The organism is Malonomonas rubra DSM 5091 (assembly GCF_900142125.1).
Classification (GTDB): domain Bacteria; phylum Desulfobacterota; class Desulfuromonadia; order Desulfuromonadales; family Geopsychrobacteraceae; genus Malonomonas; species Malonomonas rubra.
Window position 1 is genome coordinate 402,292 of the sequence record NZ_FQZT01000001.1, and the last position, 19,009, is coordinate 421,300.

At 52.9% G+C, this 19,009-nt stretch carries 14 protein-coding genes and 1 tRNA gene; 6 read left to right on the plus strand and 9 right to left on the minus strand.

The window, feature by feature from the left end; translation table 11 throughout:
- The first annotated feature begins 71 nt into the window (after positions 1-71).
- Complete coding sequence (locus tag BUB13_RS01805) at positions 72-1,913, plus strand: VTT domain-containing protein (RefSeq protein WP_139249280.1); 1,842 nt, start codon at positions 72-74, stop codon at positions 1,911-1,913.
- Here the strand turns inward: BUB13_RS01805 and rodA are convergent.
- The 5 genes from rodA to BUB13_RS01830 form a co-directional block, all read right to left on the minus strand.
- Positions 1,903-3,000 (minus strand): rod shape-determining protein RodA, encoded by a 1,098-nt coding sequence (rodA, locus tag BUB13_RS01810; RefSeq protein ID WP_072905036.1) that lies wholly within the window; start codon positions 2,998-3,000, stop codon positions 1,903-1,905. The genes BUB13_RS01805 and rodA overlap by 11 nt on opposite strands.
- Positions 3,000-4,850, minus strand: a complete 1,851-nt coding sequence (gene mrdA / locus BUB13_RS01815) for a penicillin-binding protein 2 (protein WP_072905037.1) — start codon at positions 4,848-4,850, stop codon at positions 3,000-3,002. Before mrdA ends, rodA begins: the two co-directional genes overlap by 1 nt.
- Positions 4,840-5,376, minus strand: a complete 537-nt coding sequence (gene mreD, locus BUB13_RS01820) for a rod shape-determining protein MreD (protein ID WP_072905038.1) — start codon at positions 5,374-5,376, stop codon at positions 4,840-4,842. The genes mrdA and mreD overlap by 11 nt, the downstream gene beginning before the upstream one ends.
- Positions 5,373-6,191, minus strand: coding sequence for a rod shape-determining protein MreC (gene mreC / locus BUB13_RS01825; protein WP_072905039.1), 819 nt, complete (start codon positions 6,189-6,191; stop codon positions 5,373-5,375). The genes mreD and mreC overlap by 4 nt, the downstream gene beginning before the upstream one ends.
- Positions 6,192-6,300: 109 nt before the next feature.
- The gene (locus BUB13_RS01830) at positions 6,301-7,347 is read right to left on the minus strand and encodes a rod shape-determining protein (RefSeq protein ID WP_072905338.1); all 1,047 of its coding nucleotides are present in this window, start codon (positions 7,345-7,347) and stop codon (positions 6,301-6,303) included.
- Positions 7,348-7,549: 202 nt separating this feature from the next.
- Between BUB13_RS01830 and BUB13_RS01835 the strand changes: the two genes are divergently transcribed.
- The 3 genes from BUB13_RS01835 to BUB13_RS01845 all read left to right on the plus strand — a co-directional run bounded on the left by BUB13_RS01835 (position 7,550) and on the right by BUB13_RS01845 (position 12,759).
- Positions 7,550-9,505 carry a SurA N-terminal domain-containing protein gene (locus BUB13_RS01835; protein WP_161947605.1) on the plus strand — a complete coding sequence of 652 codons (1,956 nt, stop codon included), beginning with the start codon at positions 7,550-7,552 and terminating at the stop codon, positions 9,503-9,505.
- A complete protein-coding gene (locus BUB13_RS01840; protein WP_072905041.1) occupies positions 9,506-10,387 on the plus strand; it encodes a phosphoribosylaminoimidazolesuccinocarboxamide synthase in 882 nt (293 codons plus the stop codon).
- Positions 10,388-10,605: 218 nt separating this feature from the next.
- The gene (locus tag BUB13_RS01845) at positions 10,606-12,759 is read left to right on the plus strand and encodes an exonuclease domain-containing protein (RefSeq protein ID WP_084091664.1); all 2,154 of its coding nucleotides are present in this window, start codon (positions 10,606-10,608) and stop codon (positions 12,757-12,759) included.
- Positions 12,760-12,880: 121 nt separating this feature from the next.
- Here the strand turns inward: BUB13_RS01845 and selD are convergent, their stop codons facing one another.
- The 4 genes from selD to BUB13_RS01865 all read right to left on the minus strand — a co-directional run bounded on the left by selD (position 12,881) and on the right by BUB13_RS01865 (position 17,625).
- On the minus strand, positions 12,881-13,927 hold the full coding sequence (selD, locus tag BUB13_RS01850) for a selenide, water dikinase SelD (protein ID WP_084091666.1): 1,047 nt from the start codon (positions 13,925-13,927) through the stop codon (positions 12,881-12,883).
- A gap of 68 nt (positions 13,928-13,995) precedes the next feature.
- Positions 13,996-15,903: a selenocysteine-specific translation elongation factor gene (selB, locus tag BUB13_RS01855; RefSeq protein WP_072905043.1), complete on the minus strand. Its 1,908-nt coding sequence runs from the start codon at positions 15,901-15,903 to the stop codon at positions 13,996-13,998.
- Position 15,904: 1 nt separating this feature from the next.
- A complete protein-coding gene (gene selA, locus BUB13_RS01860; protein WP_072905044.1) occupies positions 15,905-17,314 on the minus strand; it encodes an L-seryl-tRNA(Sec) selenium transferase in 1,410 nt (469 codons plus the stop codon).
- 110 nt (positions 17,315-17,424) lie between these two features.
- The gene (locus BUB13_RS01865; RefSeq protein WP_072905045.1) at positions 17,425-17,625 is read right to left on the minus strand and encodes a hypothetical protein; all 201 of its coding nucleotides are present in this window, start codon (positions 17,623-17,625) and stop codon (positions 17,425-17,427) included.
- A gap of 139 nt (positions 17,626-17,764) precedes the next feature.
- On the opposite strand from BUB13_RS01865, the gene BUB13_RS01870 reads away from it, so the two are divergent.
- Positions 17,765-17,840: transfer RNA gene (locus BUB13_RS01870), tRNA-Ala, on the plus strand.
- Positions 17,841-18,329: 489 nt separating this feature from the next.
- Positions 18,330-18,956 (plus strand): LysE family translocator, encoded by a 627-nt coding sequence (locus BUB13_RS01875; RefSeq protein ID WP_072905352.1) that lies wholly within the window; start codon positions 18,330-18,332, stop codon positions 18,954-18,956.
- Positions 18,957-19,009 lie beyond the last annotated feature (53 nt).

Sequence of the window (19,009 nt, forward strand, 5' to 3'; positions counted from 1 at the left end):
ATATTATCAATTTGCTATTTCCCCCGGCCATCAGCAGAATACGCTGAAAAAACTTGCCAAAAAGGAATTTAATGTCTGCCGACGCCATACCATCTACACGCCTGCGCGCTCCATTACAAAAGCAGCTCAATTCGATCTCCAGTGATTGCACTCAATGCGGTCTTTGCGTGCGTGAATGCGCTTTTTTGGAAAAATATGGTGACCCGAAGAAAATGGCGGACAACTACTCGGCAGATAGCAGCTTTCACCTCGGTCTCGCGTTTGAGTGCAGCCTCTGCGGTCTTTGCGCTGCGGTCTGCCCACACCAACTCAACCCGGAAACAATGTTCCTGGAGATGCGTCGGGAAACTGTCGATCGTGGAGCTGCCGATTACCCGGAGCACAAAGGGTTGCTGAATTACGAACGCCGGGGCACCTCGAAAAGTTACAGCTGGTACAGCCTGCCGGCGGATTGCGACACCATCTTCTTCCCCGGCTGCGCTCTGACCGGAAGCCGACCGCAGCAGACACTGAAAACTTTCGAACTGCTGCAACAGAGACTTCCGACGATCGGTATCGTCCTCGATTGTTGCACCAAGCCATCTCACGACTTGGGACGGGAAGATTACTTCTATGCCATGTTCGGCGAGATGAAAGCCTACCTCCAGCAGCAGGGCATCAAAACCGTACTGGTCGCCTGCCCCAACTGCTATCAGGTTTTCACAGAATACGCCCCGGACTTCCGCACACTCACAGTCTACGAGCAACTGGCAGAGATGAATCTTCCGGCAGTGGAGATGGCAGAGTCCACAAAAATCAACATCCACGACCCCTGTGTAGCCCGTTTTTCAGTCGGTATGCAGGACGCTGTTCGCGACCTCGCAAGAAAGCAGGGGCTGACGATCGAAGAAAGTAAGCATCATCGGCAAACCACCCTGTGCTGCGGGGAAGGCGGCGCTGTTGGGGCAATGGCTCCGGAGCTCGCAAAAAGTTGGACCGAAAAACGGGCCAGTGAAAGCACCGACCGGACCCTGACTTATTGCGCTGCCTGCTCACACAAACTGTCCGACCATCGGCCGACCAGCCACATCCTCGATATGGTTCTCGAACCGGCGGCAGCGCTCAACGACAAAAGTAAAGTGTCCAAAGCGCCAATGACCTACTGGAACCGGATTAAGGTCAAGCGGCAGATACAGAAACAGCATCACGCTGCGGTCACACGAGAACGGACTTTCACGGCCGACAATGCATCGAACTCTGGCGCTTGGGGCAAGGTTGCCCTGTTGGCTCTGGTTGTTGCAGCGATTGTGGCGGTTCGAACGACCGGAGCGATGGAGTACCTGGAACAGGAAAGATTACGTGAGTTGATTGCCGGATACGGGCTGATCGCCCCGCTGGTCTACATGGCTATTTTCTGTCTTGCCCCGGTGCTGCTTCTACCAGGGCTGCCGATCGGTATCGCTGGGGCGATCCTGTTCGGCCCGATCTGGGGCGTTATTTACACCATCACCTCGGCCACGGTTGGCGCCGGGTTGGCATTTCTGGTTTCACGCTACCTGGCACGGGACTGGATCGAAAGCAAGCTGAACAGCCCGCGCTGGCGACAACTGGATGAGAAAGTTGAACTGCACGGCTGGAAGATGGTCGCTTTCACCCGACTGATCCCCCTTTTCCCGTTCAATTTACTGAACTACGCTTTCGGCTTGACCAAGGTGAAGTTCAGTCACTACCTGGTTGCCAGCTTCATTTTCATGCTGCCGGGCACCATCGCCTTTATCACCTTTTCCAGTTCACTGCTCGAACTGATCCGCGGAGAGATTTCCCCAACCTTCCTGACAGGTTTTGCCCTGATGCTGTTGATGTCGGCCCTGCCACTGATTCACCGGCGATACCAGAGCAGCAAACAAAAAATCAGAACGACAACTAGAACATAAAACGACGCATACTAACGTTCATCAGCAGGCCAACACCAATCATCGTCGTCACCATACTGGTGCCACCGTAGGAAAATAGTGGCAACGGCACGCCTACGACCGGCAACAGGCCGATGACCATGCCGAGGTTGACGACAATGTGCCAGAAGATCATCGCCGTAACGCCGATGGCGAGAAACATTCCGAAACGATCAGCGGCCCGCCGGGCGATGTAGAGGCCCCAGAGAATCAGGAACATGTAGCCGAAGAGCAACAGGCTGCAGCCGAAGAAACCCCACTCTTCGGCAAAAACGGAAAAAGCAAAATCGGTGTGGCGCTCGGGAAGAAAAGAAAGTTGCGACTGGGTTCCCTGCAGAAATCCTTTACCGAAAAAACCGCCGCTGCCAACCGCGATTTTCGACTGGATGATGTGATATCCGCTGCCAAGGGGATCAGCTTCCGGATTAAGGAATGTCTGAATCCTAGCGCGTTGGTAATCGTGCAGTCCGAACCAGCCGACAACCGCTGTCACCAATCCGAGCAGAAAGAGCGACCAGAAGGTCGAGCGCCGCAATCCGGCAAAGATCAGCATTGAGACCGAAATAAAAACCAGCATCAGGGCGGTCCCCAAATCGGGCTGTTTCAAAATCATCCCGACCGGCAGCAGCAGCAAGAGCGCCGGTTGCCACAATTCGGACAGCGTAAATCCTTCCGGCTGGGCGGTTCGCCCGAAAATCCGCGCCAGAAGAATAATCATTATGATTTTAATAACTTCGCTCGGCTGCAGGTTAAAAAAACCAAGATTGATCCAGCGCGTCGCCCCCATTGAGGTTTTCCCCATCACCAGCACGAACACCAGCATGCCGAGAGTAACGATATAGCCCAAGAATGCGAAATGCTCCAGATGGCGGTAATCGAAACAGCAGATCAAGGAAACCAGTAACAGGCCACCACCAAGCCAGATCAATTGCTTCATATAAATCGGTGCGGTGCTCTGATGCCAGTTGGCGGTCGCACTGTAGAGATTGAGGATGCCAATACCCGCCAGCACACAGACTGCCAGTAGAAGAATCCAATCGAAGTTGACCACCAGACGTCGATCAAACATCATTCCTCCTCGGTTTCTGTCTGTGGGTCGGCAAAATATCTTTCCATGATCGTCTTGGCAATCGGACCTGCGGCACTGCCGCCGTGCTGCCCATGTTCAACGACCACGGCGACGGCAATCTGCGGGTCCTCCGCGGGGGCGTAGGAGACAAACAACGCATGCGGCCGAAAACGATAAGGCACATCGCCATTATCATCCTCTTCTTCTTCCTCGTCCGACTTGCGCCGCACCACCTGAGATGTCCCGGTTTTCCCGGCCACCACCACCTGCTCCAGTTTCGCGACCTGACCGGTGCCACGCAACTCGTTCACCACCGCCACCATGCCTCGTCTGATCTCTCTCCAGGCTGATGCCGAGTAGGAGATTTGCCGCACGATATCGATGCCTGTTTCCATCAGCAGGTTCCCCTGCCAGTCCTCGATCCGATCGATAAGCTGCGGCTTGAGAACTTTGCCACCGTTGGCAAGTGCCGCTGTCATCACAGCAAGCTGTAGCGGTGTGCTGAGAACAAATCCCTGGCCAATCGAAGCGTTGACCGTTTCGCCGGCATACCAGGGCAGATTATAACGAGCGCGTTTCCATTCGCGCGACGGCATAATGCCACGCTTCTCCCCCGGTAGCGGGTAACCCACTGGTGCCCCGAGGCCGAACTCTTTCGCGGCCGCCGACAGCTTATCAATACCGAGCTCAAGCCCGACCTGATAAAACCAGACATCGCAACTTTCACGCAGGGCTTTTTTCAGATCGGTCGGACCGTGGCCAGCCTTTTTCCAGCAACGAAAACGCATACCGCCTAACTCGAAATCGCCGTCGCAGTTGATAGTGCGCTGGCTGCCGGCGATCCCTTCTCGCATCGCGGCGAGCGCTACCACCATTTTGAACGTCGAGCCCGGAGGATATTGCCCGGCCACCACCTTGTTCTGCAGCGGATGACGCTTATCATTGAGCAGTGCGGTCCACTCATCACTGGCAATACCACGGGCAAACAACGCCGGATCGAAGGTTGGCCGACTCACCATCGCCAGAATGTCACCACTTTTAACATCGATCGCCACGGCTGCGCCTGACTGGTCACCGAAAGCCTCGTCGGCAGCTCGCTGCAATTCACGATCGAGTGTCAGGTAAACTTTATTTCCAGGGAGAGCTCGCTCTGCCTGCAGTTGACGCAACAGCTTGCCCTTGACATCTACTTCGACCAGCCGTTTTCCCTTGATCCCTTTTAGATAGGTTTCGTAGGAACGCTCCAAGGCGATCTTACCGACGAAATCACCTGCCTGATAGCCCTCAAATTCTTCGCTGCGCAGCTCACTGTCAGTAATTTCTCCCAGATACCCGACCAGATGGGCAGCAGATCCCTTTTCCAGGTAATCGCGTACCGGTCGTACTTCGGTCAGGACCCCCGGCAACTCAACGCTATGCTCCTGCACTCGTTCCATAAGTTCACGACTGACATCGTGAGCCAACGGCACAGGGCGGTAAATCGGGTATCGACGTCCATCTTGCCAGCGCTTCTCCAGCACTTCGAGGTCGATTTCAAGCAGCTTCGACAAGCGCAGCAGCAGAGCATCTTTATTTTCAACATCCTGCCGCATGACTGAAATCTGAAACGAAGGACGATTGCCGACCAGCAGGTGCCCGTTTCGATCAAAAACCGGTCCGCGTGGAGCTTCGAGAGAGAGCATCCGCGTCCGATTACGCGTGGAGCGATCCTGGAATTCTTCGTAGTTGATGATCTGCAGATACCATAAACGCAGGCAAAGCAGAAGAAAGATGATAGCCACAGCGGCAGTAAAAAGCAGAAAGCGACGTTGCACCGAGGGAAGCTCGGCCCATTTGGCATCAAGTCCCATGGCGTTTACTCTGGTAGATCAAACCGGCCAAACCGGCGCGGTAACCAAACAGGTGTTGAAGGCGCAGAATCAATATGAGCAGCAAAGTATAGGCAACCAGATTGGTGAGCAGCTGCTCTGCCAACGTTGGCAGCATGATCTGCAGCACCGCCCCGGCATCGGCAAACAGAACCAGGCAGGTAGCGAGCAAAAATTGTTGCACAAAAGTTCCACCGAGAATCAGCAGAATCAGCAAGGGAGGACTTTCAACGTTCAAATGTTCTGAAAGAAGCCGCACCAGCAACAAAATCGACAGACAAACGAAAACAGAAAGACCAAGACTGCTGCCGCTGAAGCTATCCTGCATCCCACCAAGCAGCAGGGCCAGCAAAACTGCGCGCAACATATTTTCACTCAGGCCGAGATAAATGATCAATCCGAGCAACAGGTCCGGACAGAATCCCGGAGAGAAGAACAGTGGGAAAACGCTGGTTCGAAGCAGAACAGCCAGCATGCCGAGGAAGAGGTAGAGGAGGAAACCTCTCATCGATCTTCTCCCAGCACCACCATGACCTCTTCGAGGTGCGAAAAATCGACGGTCGGCACAAGCTCAACCCGCTGGAACAGCCCGAATTCGTCTTTTTCTGCAGAAACGACCCGCGCCAAAGGAAGACCTTTGGGGAAAACACCACCCATGCCGGAAGTCACCAGCAGGTCATCGATCTGAATATCAGCTTCGCGCAAAGCATAATCCAGAGTCAGCTTTGCGCCCTGCCCTCGCGCGACACCACGCGTTCGGGTACGTTGAACCAATGCCGCGATAGCGGACGAAGCATCGGTCACAAGCAACACCCGGGAACTGTTCGGTGCAACCTTGATAACCCGGCCTACCACACCCTCTGCGGCTACAACCGGAAACCCGGCTCGCAATCCCGCCCGGGTCCCCTTGTCGATCGTGATGGTTCGTGCCCAGCTGCTGACGTCCTCGCCGATGACCTGTGCAGGCAGCGCCGGGCGATCGAGATCATCGACAAAAGCAAGCAGTTGCCGTAATCGCTCATTCTGCAGTCGGAACTCTTCGACCTGCTGCAATTCAGCGCGAAGCTGCCGGTTTTCCTGTTCCAGCATGCTGTTGCGCTGTTCTGTTTGAACCAGCCAGAAATAGTGCTGCCACCAGTCGTTGACAACATCAGCAGCACCATCGATAGCAGCCTGGAAGGGGGCGGCAAAGGTTAGAACAGCACGCTCAAAAAAGGTCGTCGCCGTACGCTGGCGCAGATTGTAGGAATAGAGCAGCAGAATCGACAGCAGCAAAGCTACTGCCAGAAATAGATTGCGATAGCGTTTCAGCAGATCTCGCATGCCTACCTCTAGGCTGCCATTGAGGCAACGAATACAAGAAGAAAGGGGGTGGGCCCTAACGCCCATCCCCTTTTAAGTGTACCTTCAAATCTTTTTATCGACAAAACGATCAGGAAGAAACCGCGACCTGGCGAAGCAGGTCGAGTTGATCGAGTACCGCACCGGAGCCAAGCACAACGCAGGAAAGCGGGTCTTCTGCAGCAACAACCGGCAAACCGGTTTCTTCACGCAGCAGGATATCGAGATTCTTCAGGTAAGCACCGCCACCAGCCAGCACTATCCCCTTGTCAACGATGTCGGCAGCCAATTCCGGCGGTGTACGCTCCAGCGCAATACGTACAGCTTCAACAATAGTGTTGACCGGCTCAGACATCGCCTCGCGAATCTCATCGGAGTTGATTTCCAGCGTTTTCGGAATGCCGCTGACCAGATCGCGACCTTTGACTTCCATGGTCTTGACCTCTTCCCCGGCACTCATGACATTACCGATGCCAATTTTAACAGTTTCGGCGGTGCGCTCACCGATCAGCAGATTGTATTTGCGCTTCATGTACTGAACAATCGCTTCATCGAGCTTATCGCCGCCGATGCGCACGCTCTGCGAGTAAACGATGCCAGCCAGTGAGATAACCGCAACCTCGGTGGTGCCGCCACCAATATCAACAATCATGTTGCCTGAGGCTTCGGTAATCGGCAAACCAGCACCGATTGCTGCCGCCATCGGTTCCTCGATCAGGTAGACCTCGCGGGCACCGGCCGACTCGGCCGACTCGCGCACGGCGCGCTTTTCAACCTGGGTGATACCGGAAGGAACACAGATAACGATGCGTGGACGTACCAGGTTTTTCCGGTTATGCACCTTGCGAATAAAATAGCGTAGCATTTCTTCGGTGTAATCGAAATCTGCGATAACGCCATCTTTCATCGGACGGATAGCAACAATACTTCCAGGGGTGCGGCCGAGCATCTCTTTGGCGTCTTTACCAACCGCCAGAACTTTGCGTTGCCCGGCGGCTCCTGTTTTGACAGCGACCACGGAAGGCTCACTGACAACGATCCCCTTCCCCTTCATGTAGACGAGAGTATTCGCGGTCCCCAGATCGATAGCCAGATCGTTGGAAAACATCCCCCAGATCGCGTTAAAAATATTCACCATTTTCCATCCTGTAAATAAGCCGCAAACGGCGTAATTCTGTGGTTTCAACAAGCTTGCGAAAAACTGGCTAACTCTAGCAAACAGATCATCATTAAGCAAGGGCTTATCGGGGAAAAAATGATTGCTTTCACGCAGATTACCGACTAACATGCTGGGCTGTTTTACAACCATTCACATCAAGAAAATCAAGGAGTTCCCTGCAATGCTCGACTTTGTCAGAAACAAGCAGAAATCGATCCTGATCAAAATCGCTTTCGGCTTGATTATTCTCAGTTTCGTCATCGGCTACACTATGCTGACCGCACCCACCGATGGCGGTAGTGGCGCACCAAGTGATGTTGCCGCCCGCGTTAACGGCAACGACATCAGTTACACTGCTTTTCAGAGTAGCTACAGCAATCTGTACAACCTGTACCAAAGCATTTACCAGGGGAACTTCAACGCAGAGGTTGAAAAGCAACTGAACCTGCCGCTGCAGGCGATGCAGCAGTTGGTGCAGGAAGTCCTGCTGATAGAAGAAGCAAACAAGCTTGGGCTTGATGTCAGCAAAGAAGAACTGGTTGCCGCCATCGCCCAGTACGATGCGTTTAAGGAAAATGGCGTATTCAACCGCAACCGCTACCTGCAGGTTCTCAACTATCAGCGCATGACCCCGGAGCAGTTTGAAGCTGCACAAGAGCGGCAGCTGCTGACCGAAAAGGTCCGCACCCGGCTACAGGCAGGCGTCACCGTTTCCGAAGAGGAACTCAAAGAAGCCTTTCACAAAGAAAACGACAAAATCAACCTGAACTATTGCTGGCTGACCCCGGCACTGGTCGAAAGCAAGGTGAAGGTGACCGATGACGGCCTGGCCGAGTTCTTCGCTGCCAACAAGGAACTGTTCCGCATCGAAGAGAAGGTTTCCCTGCGTTACCTGCAGTTCGACCCGGCCCGTTACGAAGCTGAAGTCGCCAACTTCAGCGACGACGAACTGGACCGTTTTTACCGCCGTCACCTCGACCTGTACGAGACAAAGGAAGAGGTCAAAGCCGCGCACATTCTGCTACGCGTCAGCGAAGACGCCACCGACGAAATCAGAGGCAAGCGCAAAGAACTGGCTGCCGACCTGCTGAAACAGCTGCAGGAAGGAGCAGACTTCGCGGAGCTGGCAAAAGCCCACTCGGATGATAAAGGGACTGCGGAAAACGGCGGTGATCTTGGTACCTTCGGTCGCGGCATCATGGTTAAAGCTTTTGAGGCAGCAGCCTTCGCCCTGAAGCCGGGCGAATTGAGCGATATTGTCGAAACCCCTTTCGGTTACCACATCATCAAGGTTGAAGAGGCGAGTGAAGCTGGCGTCAAACCGCTGGTTGATGTCATCGACGACGTCAAAGCCGGCCTGAAAATCGAAAAAGCGCGGCAGCTTGCTTACGAAAAAGCGATGGACGCCTACAATATAAATCGTAAATCCGGCGATCTGGATGCCGCAGCGAAAGCCAACGACCTCGGCATCAAAGAAACCGGGCTGTTTGACCGTAATGGCGCTATCGACGGCATCGGCAAAGTCCCTGCCATCGTCCAGGCCGCTTTCGATCTGAAATCAGGAGAACTCGCTCGTCCGGTTCAAACCACCCAGGGTATCTTCCTGATCGGCCTGAAAGAGCAGCAACCAAGCCGGTTGCCAGAACTGAGCGAAGTCAAGGCTCAGGTTGAAGCGGCATACCGCGTGGAGCAAGCACAAACCTTCGCCAAAGAACTCGCTGACCGCCTGCTGGCGAAAGCACAGGAAATGAAGAGCCTGCGTAAAGCTGCTGCAGAAGAGAACATCAGCGTCGAAGAATCGGGTGAATTCCCACGCAGTTTCGGCAGTTTTATTCCGAAAATCGGTAAAGCCGATGAATTGGCGGAGGAGGCATTCTCGCTGACTGCAGACACGCCAATTGCAAGCAAGGTTTATGAAATCGACAACAAGTTTCTGGTCGCCAGCCTTAAAGAGTCAAAACCAGCAGATTTTGCTAGCCTTGAGACTGCCGGATTGGCTCAACTCAGAGATCAGCTTCTGGCAGCCAAAAAAGAAAATGCTGTCGCCGACAAAGTGAAAGAGCTGCTGGAATCGGCTGAAATCGAAGTGCTGATCCCGGAGCTTGCCAACTCTTTTAATAAAGGGAGCAACCAATAAATGACACCGATCATCACGCAAACGAACTGTCCCGAGTTGAAGCTCGTCAATCGCGGAAAAGTCCGTGATATTTATGACCTCGGCGAGCATTTGCTACTCGTAGCTTCCGACCGAATTTCGGCGTTTGATGTTATCATGGACGAAGGCATCCCGCAGAAAGGGTATGTCCTGACCGAGATCTCCAAATTCTGGTTCGACCAGATGAGCGATCTGGTTCCGCATCATTTGATCTCTACAGAAGTGAGCGACTTTCCGAAAGTCTGCCACCAGTACCGTGATCAACTCGAAGGCCGCAGCATGCTGACTAAAAAGGCCAACCCTCTGGCGATCGAGTGCATCGTTCGCGGTTACATTTCTGGCAGCGGCTGGAAAGAGTACCAGCAGCAGGGCTCGGTGTGCGGCATCAAACTGCCTGAAGGGCTCAAACAGAGCGACAAGCTGCCCCGGACTCTGTTCACTCCGTCGACCAAAGCTGAACTGGGGGAGCACGACGAGAACATCTCCTTCGAGCAAGCGGCAGAAATCTGTGGACTTGAGCTGACCCAGAAAGTCAGCGACATCAGCATCGCGATTTACGAGCGGGCACGGGCATTGGCCGACACCAAAGGGATCATCATTGCTGACACCAAGTTCGAGTTCGGCATGATGGGCGACCAACTGATCTGGATCGACGAAGCCCTTACTCCTGACTCTTCCCGCTTCTGGCCTAAAGATCAATACAACCCCGGCAGCGCGCAGCCGAGTTTCGACAAACAGTTCTTGCGCGACTACCTGGAAACACTTGACTGGGGCAAAGTCGCTCCGCCCCCAAAACTGCCGGAAGAAATCGTGCGCAAAACCGGGGAGAAATACCTCGAAGCGCTGCAAAGACTTACCGCCTAAAAAACATAGCGGGCCGTCCGAAATTCGGGCGGCCCGAATTCATTTTATACTTGTCTACTCCCACTTCTGTGGCACACTTTCTACAGATCCAGCTAACATATGCTTGCAGAGAGAATTTTTACCAAAAGGGTATCAATCAAAAGTAAAACTGCGTTATTATCTTGAGGTTTTCGTCTCCATTCGACTTTTTTTGTGACGCAATATTTTTTGGAATCGACATGAAGCCTGCGGTTAAATACTGGATATTCCTGAGCGCAATAATTTTTGTCGTCTTTAGCGTTATCTTCCTCAGTTTCTCCGGCGCCTGGTACAGCCTGAGCCCGGAAGAGCAGGCATCAATCGCAAAAATTTCCGAAAAACTGCTCCCCTTCCCTTTTGTCGGTGGACTGATTCTCTGTGCCATCCTCAGCCTACTGGTCAGCTTCCTGTTCCACAATTACGTTATTCCGATTCTGAAACTGGGCGAGAGCACACAGCTGATTTCAGCCGTCAATCCAGATCATAGAATCGAAATCAAGCAGGCGGCAAAAGAGATTCATTACCTGACCGATATCATCAACCAGTCAGGCGAGGCCTTCGCCAAACTGCAGCGGGACGTCGATGAACAGATCGCCGATGCAAATCGAAAACTGGAAGAAGAGCGTACCCGGTTAGCAGCTTTGATGTCGGAACTGCCACACGGAGTCATCGTCTGCAACACAGACGGCCAGATTCTGCTCTATAACCAGCAGGCGCAACAAGTACTGGAAACAGATCAACAACAAAACCAGGAAGAGGTCAGCGGAATCCTCGGCCTCAGTCGTTCGATTTTCAGTATTCTCGACCGCGGCCCGATTATCCACGCCCTGCAGATGCTGCAACGTTGCCATCAGTCCGGCCGCAAAGGCCTTGTCAACAATTTCATGACAACCTTGCGCAGTGGACTTTGCCTCAGGGTCAACATGGCTCCCTTCTTTGTTGAACAGGAAGGGGCGAAACATATCTCCGGATTTGTCCTGACGCTGGAAGATATGACCGCGCAAATCGAGTCTGACGCGCGTCGCGACATGCTGATCCAGTCACTGACCGACGATCAGCATAGTGCCCTGCAGGAGATCCGGGCTTCCATCACTACGATTCTCAACCAACCGAACCTGACAGCAGATCAGCTGCACAGCTACAGGCAGAATATCGACGAGGCCTCAAGGCGGCTGCAGGAACAGATCACGCTGGCCAGGGCAAATTATGTCAGCCACATGCATTCTCTGCAGCGGACTGAAAATGTTCTCGGTGAAAGCCTGCTGGAGGTCATCAGCAAAAATATTTATGATCGTTTTTTCCTCGGTGTCACCACGCAGGCAGCTGACTCGATCTGGCTGCAACTCGACAGTTACTCGATCGTCCAGGCGATATCACAACTGGTCAGCACACTGTTGCTGAACAGTGAAATTCAGGAATTGCTGATAACCCTGACACTCAACGAGGAACAAAAAGCCGAGCTGGTTATCGCCTGGCCGGAAACCTATCTCGATCCACAATTATTGATAGACTGGAAACAGACCCCTTTCAGTTCTGATTCACAGGGCAGCCTGCTGACATTCAGTGATCTTATCAAGCAGATGTCAGGCAGGATTCAACCCTTGTCACACGCGTCTGGTGCTTGCAACGGCGTCCTGTTCGAGTTCCCGCAATGGCAGGAGGAAACCCACCTGGCGATGCCGGTCGAGCTGGAGCACCGCCCGGTTTCCTACGAGTTTAACCTTTTCCAGCAGGAAGACCTGCAGCATCTTGGAGAGTTGGCACTGGAGAAATTGACCTACGTGGTTTTTGATACCGAAACAACCGGTCTGCACCCTTCGGAAGGGGATGAGATCATCCAGATAGGCGCTATCCGCATCGTCAACGGCCGCATGCTTTACCATGAAGCGATCGATCAACTGGTCGACCCGCTACGGCCTGTGCCGCAGACATCGGTCGAAATTCATGGGATCCAGCCGGAATTGTTACCGGGACAACCGACTATCGACAAGGTCTTGCCACATTTCCACAAGTTTGCCGAGAACTCGGTGCTGGTCGCTCATAATGCGGCCTTTGACATGCGCTTTCTGCAGCTCAAAGAAGAAAGTACCGGAATCAAATTCGAGAATCCGGTCATCGACACTCTGCTGCTGTCGTCAATCATCCACCCAAATCAGGACAGTCATTCACTGGAAGGGTTGGCCGAACGCCTCAACGTTACCATCGTCGGCCGTCACACAGCGCTCGGGGATGCCATCGTGACTGCAGAAGTTCTGCTGAAGATGATACCGCTGCTCAAAGCAAATGGTATCAACACGCTGGCCGACGCCTTGGCAGCATCGGCCAAATCACCTTTTGCCAAATACACTTACTGACGCCACATCGGCTCTGCAGACACTGAAGAATCTGCCCCGCTACCTGGGCTAGAGGCGGGGTTTAAAAACACAGCAATCCTCTTGATTTTTCAGACTAAACCTAAACAACAAAACAGCCATATCAGTCGGCCAAAAGAATCCGTCCACAGTGTTCGGCAACAACTTCCCCGATGGTGAAAGCGGGTACCTGTTCGGCTTGCAAACGCTGAAGCAACAACCCAAGCTTATCTTTGGAAACGGCAATCAGCAAGCCACCCGATGTCTGAGGATCGCTCAAAAGATCGAGCGCGAACTGGTTGCATTCTCGGGCACCATCGACTCGCTCGAAATAATAATCGCGATTGCGGTATGCCCCCTCCGGCAGCAAGCCGATCTCGGCCATCTCCCGCGCCTGCGGATACGCCGGCAACTGCGAAGGATAAATCTGCAGGCCGACATTGCTGGCTTCTGCCAATTCCAGTCCGTGCCCGACCAAACCAAAACCGGTGATATCTGTACAAGCGGTAACTCCCAGCTCTGTCATCACCTGTGCAGCAGTATTGTTGAGCATGATCATTCCCTCAACCGCTTCCTGCACTTCGTCCTCGGTCAGCACTTCACCCTTCAATGCAGTGGCAATAATCCCCGTACCAAGCGGCTTGGTCAGGACCAGCCGGTCGCCAACACGACAGTTACAGGGAGAAAACATCTTGTTCGGATCGACCATACCGGTGACGCTCAAGCCGTACTTCGGCTCGTCGTCCTCCACAGAATGGCCACCAACAATTAATGCGCCCGCCTGCTGCACACGCTCAGCCCCACCCTGCAGAATCTGCAGCAACACATCAGGGCCAAGCTGGCAGAGGGGAAAGCCGATGACGTTCATCGCGGTCAGTGGCTTGGCACCGACGGCAAAAACATCCGACAGAGAGTTGGAGGCCGCAATCTGGCCGTACTTATAGGGGTCATCCACCACCGGGGTGAAGAAATCGACCGACTGCACCATCGCTTGGTTTTCGTTCAGGCGATATATGGCCGCATCGGCAAAGGGGATCTCCTGCGAGAGCAGGTCGGGATGATTATGTTTCGGCAACTGCCCCAGTACCTGGGCCAGGGTCTCAGGACCTATCTTGGCCGCTCAACCTGAGCTGCGCGACAAAGACGTCAGCCGTGGTTTTTGCTCCGACATCCGGGCTCCTTTCAAAAGGCCAAAACGGTCAAGGAATGATCGCTGTTGGCCGTATCACGTTGAATGTCTTATTCCGGCAAATTCCAGGCAACCCGTTCCTCACCGGTTCGGCGGGTATACTTGCAACCGTCGAAATACTCCAGCAACGCCTGGATCAACTTGCGGTTACTGTCCAGCCGGTCACGGAACTGGGCAAGGGTGAAGGAATCCTGCTGTTTGAACATGCCTTTAAGAACCTGCAATGCCTGCGCATAATGCTCAGCGTGCAAGTAACTCTCCGGGTTCAAGCGCACCAGTTTCTTTTCCAGAACCAGGTAAGAAAAATAAAGCTCAGTATCAATCCCATCCAAACCGATCTGGCTGATCACCTCGTTCTGATTTTTCACCTGAAAGCCACGCTGACGATAATGCTGTTCAATCTTGTCGAGCGTCTGTATATCTTTATCGGTTGGCTGCGGTTGCCATCCGGGCGTCATCACCAAGTCTCCCGAAACAGCAATTTCGCCAGTTTCGACCGAGCGTTGCAAAAGAATTTCAAAACCCTTCGGCGCCAGTTTCGATGCGATTTTAGCCTGCAAGGTAGCGCGTGGAATCCCGTGGCTCAAATGATTGTCAGCCTGGTAAGTTGCGACCTGTTGAGGCAATTGCTGCATCCAGCTTCGCACCCGCTCACTGACGACCCACTGGTCAGCAAGAGCTTCCACCTGTCCCATTTCAGCCAACTTTTCCAAGCCACTACGCAGTTCTTCGCGCCCCGTACCCGTATGTTTTTCCATGTCTTTCAGGCGGGAAATTTCGAGTTGATCAAGTTTCTGCAGCCAGAAGCCAAGGTTCCCGGAAGAAAGATCTTCCAAGCGCTTAATGACATCATCCCGGAAGCGCTTATGTTTCTGCGGTTCGACATCGACAACCATACCGCCGCCGATGGTCAGCATCGGCGAATAGGAGCGGATAATAAAACGGTCACCACGATGTGACAGTAACGGTTGGTCAAAAGTAAGTTGGACGAATGCTTCCTCTCCCGGTGCCAGCTCATCTCGATCAAGCAGAATGGCCCGGGCGACAGTGCGCGCGGTACCAAGATGGAAATGCAGCGGATCGCGGAACTTCACCGGGCGGGGTGCCTCTTTCAACAACTGCATGCGGACATCAATCCGCTGACTGGCACGAAACAGACCAGGAGAACCGATGACAGAGCCATGCGGTACCTGCTCGCGTGAAACACCGGAAAGATTAAGCGCAACCCGTTGACCGGCTAACGCTTCCTGTGCAGGCTTACCATGCACCTGGATTTCCCGGATGCGGGCCTGAACTCCTGCCGGGAGGAGTTCAAGGCTGTCACCAACAACAATTTTACCGCTATTCAATGTCCCGGTGACAACCGTCCCGAAACCACTGATAGAGAAGCAACGATCGACGGGTAAGCGTACAGCACCGGTGGTTTCCCGCCCAGGCACGCGCTGCAGCTGCTCACGGATCGTCTCCAGCAAACTATCGAGACCTTCACCAGTAATCGACGAAACCCGGCAGCAGGGAGCCTTGTCAAGAAAGGTCCCGGCAACTTGCTCACGGATTTCCTCTTCGACAATATCAAGCCAGTCCGGCTCGACAAGATCGCATTTCGACAGCACAAGAATGCCACGCTTGACCTGCAGCAACTCCATAATCTGCAGGTGCTCACGGGTCTGCGGCATAACGCCTTCGTTGGCATCGACCACCAGTAGGACCAGATCGATCCCAGCAATACCACTGAGCATCTGCGGGATGAATTTCTCGTGACCAGGAACATCGACCACACCGGCGATCTGGCCGTTTCCCAGATCGAGGCGAGCGAAACCAAGCTCAATAGAAATACCGCGCTTTTTCTCCTCCGCCAGGCGGTCGGTCTCGGTTCCTGTCAAGGCACCGATCAGGGCAGTTTTACCATGGTCAACATGGCCGGCGGTACCGACAATAAAATTTCCAAGTTCCGCCAATTCAGGCCTCCCCGCGGATAGCGGCAATCAGCAGTTGTGCCAGCAAAAGCTCTTCCTCTTCCGCCACAGCACGCATATTGATCAGCAGTGAATCATTCTGCACGCGTGGAACAACTGCTGGAATAAAGTTCCGCAACCGTCTGCCCAATGCATCAACCGAGGCAGTATCCGGTTTGATTTCAACCCCCCAGCCGGGAAGTTGAATCTGCGGCATGGACCCTCCGCCTACTTGGGCAAAATCTTCCACCAGCTGTAAACTGATCGGCAACCCTTCTGCCTGCAAACGATCGAGCAAACGCTGGCACCGCGTCTGCTGCTCTTCCGGTGTTGCATTGAACATACGCATAATCGGCAGCCTTTCGACCACCTGCTCAGGCTGCAAATAAAGACGCAAAGTACTCTCGAGCGCTGCTAGGGTTAACTTGTCGATGCGTAGAGCGCGGGCCAGCGGATGCTTGCCGATTTTCTGCAACAAATCTTTCCGACCGACAACAATCCCGGCCTGCGGACCTCCAAGCAACTTGTCGCCGCTGAAAGTAATGACATCGACACCAGCTTTGACTGTCTCTGCAACAGTCGGCTCGTATGGCAAACCGAATTTGGTCAGATCAATCAGCATGCCACTACCGAGGTCTTCCATCAGAATCAGATTTTTTTTCTCGGCCAAAGGCTTCAATTCGGCCGCCGGAACATCACTGGTAAAACCTATAATGCGGTAATTGCTGGTATGGACTTTCAGCAGAATTTTGGTTTCTTCGCTGATCGCGCCTTCGTAATCACGCAAATGCGTACGGTTGGAAGAACCAACTTCACGTAATTTCAAGCCGCCTGCTTCCATCACCTCAGGGATACGAAAAGCCCCGCCGATCTCCACCAGTTCGCCACGCGAAACAATCGCTTCACTCCCCTTGCCAAGAGCGGTTAACGCCAACAGTACAGCCCCGGCATTGTTGTTCACAACCAAAGCATCTTCAGCCCCGGTCAGATGAGTGAGCAGGCGACGAACATGACTGTAGCGGTGCCCACGCTGACCGGTATCCATATCGATTTCCAGTGTTGAGTAGCCCTCGGAAATAGTCTGAATCGTATCAAGCGCTTCTTTAGACAGAGGAGCCCGGCCAAGGTTCGTGTGCAACAGCGTGCCGGTAGCGTTAATCACTTTACGTAAAGACGGCTGCAAATAGGGCTGGCAAAAAGCCACTGCGGCATTTGCAACCGATACCGGATCCAACTGCTCGGCTGAAACCTCGGCACCCGCCAGGATGCGTTTGCGCAAATCGGCGACAGCCTGTTGAGCTGAAGAAGTCAGAATCTCTTGCGGTAATCGGGAAACAAGGTCCTGCAGAACATCAGCACGCAAAACCCGGTCAACAGCAGGAAGGGAACGCAACAATTCGTGTTGCCCACTCATAAAAACCCTCTTCGGCAGTTATAAATATCAGTGATAATTCAGCGCAGAAGTTTAGCACGGTCTTTAATTATTGACCATATTTTCGAACAGATGGGAAATGCTTCTAATTTTCAGGAGTGTTTTGCGCCCAGTTGAACGATTTCAACACTGCGTGGCTCGCTCAATTTCGCCGCAACAAACGTCATGCCACCAGCCAGAATCGCCAACAAAAGCAAGATGGGAAACACATCGACACAGAGAGTTTGCAGCAAGGATTTAATAAATGAATGATACCCATGAGATGTTTTTTTACCGATCAAAACCGTTTTCATGGCAACCTCCGATCGATCCAAGGATATCTGTCTTATCGGCATTTCTCTTTAAATCATTAGGAAAAAGGGAAACTCGTAGGTTCTACAACTTTCCTGTTGACACTCCAAAGTCGGTTTGCTATAAAACGCCCACCTGAACGGGGCTATAGCTCAGCTGGGAGAGCGCTTGAATGGCATTCAAGAGGTCAGCGGTTCGATCCCGCTTAGCTCCACCAATAAAATCAAAAGGATACGTCGGAAATGACGTATCCTTTTTTTGTGCCAGTTTCTCTATATCCTCTTAAGCCCGACGCTCCCTGTCCGTCAGTCCGTCTATCAATGAAACTTGATCCAGATCGGGGTCTCCAGCCGAAATCCCGCCAACCTTAATCCAGGATGAGAGTGTTTTGGGACTGATTTGGAGCTCAAAGCAGATCTCCGCAGCAGAACACCCTTCCCTGTTCATCCGCAGAGCTTTTTCCCGACAGAGGCAAAAGCCTGGTTTATTTTCGAAAAGCAGATCCAAATGAAACCCATTCCATCAAGCAACATGAAACAATTCTCAACTTTCCACATCCTAACCAATCTCTTTGAATTATTGAACAGATATTTTTCACCTCTCTAAAGAAGAGAGGCATACCAAGGCGATCGCAACTTGCTTTTGTTTTCACTGCTGCTTATTGTGTCAGGCATCCTGATTTCAAATTACCTGGAAAGACAATATGATGATATCACTGGAAACCTTTATTACTTTTTTTACTGCCTCTCTGCTTCTCGGGCTGGCGCCGGGACCGGATAATATTTTTGTCCTCACACAATCAGCCCTGCGTGGCCGAGGAGCAGGGATCGCTGTCATGTTCGGTCTCTGCACTGGACTGGTTGGCCATACCTTAGCTGTTGCTTTTGGTGTCGCGGTTATTTTTCAGACTTCTGCAACGGCCTTTTCGTTACTGAAGTATATTGGAGCCGTGTATCTGGTTTATCTCGCATGGATGTCGTTTCGTGCATCGGCGAATGACCTTGCAACAAACGGTAATGGCGACCTAAGCCGTTGGAAGCTTTATCGGCGTGGCATTATCATGAACATCACAAACCCGAAAGTATCGATCTTTTTCCTCGCCTTTCTGCCACAGTTTGCGGACCCGGCCCGCGGACCAATATGGATTCAGCTGGTCCTGCTTGGAAGTCTTTTCATTGTTGCCACTTTTTTGGTCTTCGGGACAATTGCCCTACTTGCAGGAACCCTCGGCCAATGGCTGAATCGTTCCCCCCGGACTCAAACAGTAATGAATAAACTGGCCGGCACTGTTTTTCTTGGTTTGGCTTTGAAGCTGGCAACTACCGAAAGATAGGCCCCAACCGCAATCAATTTCAAGGGAATGCCACACCCCACAACTGCGCATAA

Bases quoted from the DNA above. Each gene is read 5' to 3' on its own strand.
- BUB13_RS01805 (WP_139249280.1), top strand. From the start codon at position 72: ATGTCTGCCGACGCCATACCATCTACACGCCTGCGCGCTCCATTACAA.
- rodA (WP_072905036.1), bottom strand. From the start codon at position 3,000: ATGTTTGATCGACGTCTGGTGGTCAACTTCGATTGGATTCTTCTACTG.
- mrdA (WP_072905037.1), bottom strand. From the start codon at position 4,850: ATGGGACTTGATGCCAAATGGGCCGAGCTTCCCTCGGTGCAACGTCGC.
- mreD (WP_072905038.1), bottom strand. From the start codon at position 5,376: ATGAGAGGTTTCCTCCTCTACCTCTTCCTCGGCATGCTGGCTGTTCTG.
- mreC (WP_072905039.1), bottom strand. From the start codon at position 6,191: ATGCGAGATCTGCTGAAACGCTATCGCAATCTATTTCTGGCAGTAGCT.
- BUB13_RS01830 (WP_072905338.1), bottom strand. From the start codon at position 7,347: ATGGTGAATATTTTTAACGCGATCTGGGGGATGTTTTCCAACGATCTG.
- BUB13_RS01835 (WP_161947605.1), top strand. From the start codon at position 7,550: ATGCTCGACTTTGTCAGAAACAAGCAGAAATCGATCCTGATCAAAATC.
- BUB13_RS01840 (WP_072905041.1), top strand. From the start codon at position 9,506: ATGACACCGATCATCACGCAAACGAACTGTCCCGAGTTGAAGCTCGTC.
- BUB13_RS01845 (WP_084091664.1), top strand. From the start codon at position 10,606: ATGAAGCCTGCGGTTAAATACTGGATATTCCTGAGCGCAATAATTTTT.
- selA (WP_072905044.1), bottom strand. From the start codon at position 17,314: ATGAGTGGGCAACACGAATTGTTGCGTTCCCTTCCTGCTGTTGACCGG.
- BUB13_RS01865 (WP_072905045.1), bottom strand. From the start codon at position 17,625: ATGAAAACGGTTTTGATCGGTAAAAAAACATCTCATGGGTATCATTCA.
- BUB13_RS01875 (WP_072905352.1), top strand. From the start codon at position 18,330: ATGATATCACTGGAAACCTTTATTACTTTTTTTACTGCCTCTCTGCTT.